Source organism: Methanosarcinales archaeon (assembly GCA_014859725.1).
Taxonomy (GTDB): Archaea; Halobacteriota; Methanosarcinia; order Methanosarcinales; family Methanocomedenaceae; genus Kmv04.
Genome location: JACUTQ010000253.1, coordinates 1 through 2,214, shown reverse-complemented (window position 1 = coordinate 2,214; position 2,214 = coordinate 1). Strand labels below are relative to the sequence as shown.

Annotated in this window: 2 protein-coding genes; both read right to left on the bottom strand. The window is 41.9% G+C overall.

What is annotated here, in order from left to right:
• Positions 1 to 1,623: IS1634 family transposase (locus tag IBX40_12955; GenBank protein MBE0525219.1), on the bottom strand; the 1,623-nt coding region annotated here is incomplete at its 3' end.
• A gap of 392 nt (positions 1,624 to 2,015) precedes the next feature.
• Positions 2,016 to 2,214, bottom strand: a 199-nt coding sequence (locus tag IBX40_12950; protein ID MBE0525218.1) for a PDZ domain-containing protein, incomplete at its 5' end; no start/stop codon positions are given.

Below are 2,214 nucleotides of genomic sequence, written 5' to 3'. Positions count from 1 at the left end.
ATCCGTAACAGGCATAAGCTTTTTACCTTCACATTTAGTCCCCCTCACGCCCAACTTTGCAACTTCACATCTACCAAACGTACTATAGACCTTCCTCACACCACCCACATCCTCGACCGGAGCTTCCCTGAGCCTGTTCGTAACAGTTACATCCAGCAGATAAGCCAGAATGCATATCGTATAATGTGCACGGACATGATCATTTCTATACACAAATGTCGGTCGGAACTTAAGGAAAGACTTCACTTCCCTAAACCCCTCTTCCACTCTATTCTTATCCCTGTATGCACGTATAAGTTTTTCTGGACTGAGCCTCAACTCCTCAGGCTCTGTAGTTACCGTGATATTCGTAACCAGCATCCACATACCATCTGTTCGCATTGCCTTTTTAATCGCCTCCTTTTTCCTTCCGTATTTGAGATTGAAAGTCCGAACCTCAGAACCCTCTTTCGTAGTTATGACCTCGCCCTCAAGGCTATAATCCAAATAGCCATTCACCTTAAACTTCTTCAGTATCTCATCAATCCTTTTTTCAGTCGGATTTTCATTACGGCTCTTTTTCGCCTCTATGAGTGAGTTTCTCTCTTCCCCCAACTCCTCCATCGCTTTCCCTATGAACTTTTCCCTGGCCTTCCGCTGATCCTGGAGAAGGTCCTGGTTAAACACCAGAATGTGCCGTCTGTCACTGCTATCCACTCCCAGGTCTTCGTAGTATGTGTTATCATCGTATTTGGTCAAACCTTTCGAAATTATCTCATTTTCCATGGTCTCTTCAGTAAAGTTCTTGAACCTCTCAGGCTTAAATCCTTCAACCCCGTTCAGTTGATCTTTGTCCAAGGCAGTAATGTACAGGTAGTTCTTGCTGTCTTCCAGATGTTTCAGGTTATCATCTGAGACCATTCCGCGATCGAAAACCATGATAACTTTTTGTAAATTGAATTTCTGTTTCCATCGATCTGCGTTTCCAGTTAGCGTTTTGACATCGGCAGTGTAATCTTCGAGAATATCCCAGGAAAAGGGGTAACCTTTTGAGTTAATGAGAAGTGAAATAACTATCCTTTTGTTTTTGAACCCGTGTGCTTTGGTTCGACCAGGGCTTGCAAGCTGACAGCTTTTTCCCTCGAAGTATGAGTCGGAATGATCATAGAAAATGATTCGCATGCCCTCTTCATCCGAACTTTTCATTGTCTCGTAAAGGTATTGCTCGATTTTTTCTTTTTGTTGCTCGATCACTGTGAGTTCACGATAGATTCGAGATTCGTTGAAATGCGCTCCCTCGATCCCAAGAATTAAGTCGCAGGTAGTTGTGTTGAACCAGTCAATGGCAGAGAGGTAACTTCCGGGATCTAAACAACGGTAGAAGGTGAGGATCTTAGCGATATCACCGGTTGATATGTCTTTTTTCCGGGTTTTGCTGGTTTCTTTTGGTGATGGGAATAGCTTTGAGAGGCACCACTTTTCATCCCATAAATAGTTTAAAAAAGCTATGTCAAGGTAATTCCAATGGTCTTCGAAGAGCATGTCATCAAAGGTTGTGACAAATGTATCTGGGGTTTGGGTTATTTTTAGCGCATTGCGTATTTGCTGTGCCTGCAGTGGGGTGAGTGTTCCAAGATAGCACATAACTTTCTTTTTGCTCTTTTTACCTTCCCGATAGGATTCTGCAAGGGAATAATAAGTGTAGGTTTTGCCGTTCTTTTTCCGCGACTGTGAGTGTAAATATATGGTCTGTACCCTATATATGGTATGAAACGCAATCTATAAAAAGATTTTTGTTAGAAAGTCTGTTGCACATTAAAAAAGTTATATAAGTGTCTTTCTGATGAGAAATACAGGAGGAGTAACAACTGGAGTAAGTTATTTACAGAGGGAAAATGAAGAATTTAGGTGAGAAACTGACGAAGATGGGTTGAGATATTAATTTTATTTCTTCTCTATGAACCCTTAAAGGAATTATAAGGATGTTACTGAATTATTTCCTTTCAGAGAGTAAGTAACAGTTTGGCTGAATGATATCATGTCGGCGGGGGAGCTGGCTGCACAGGTGGTGAAAGTGGAGGAGTGGGTGCCTTCTCGAGCACAATATCAAGCTGTATCTTTCCCTGACCCCGGAAAAGTCCTAAACTGACCTTGTCGCCCACTGCATGTTTATTCATCATCTTTATCAGGTCCCTCACATTATTGATTTCCACATTATCCAAACTGATTATGATG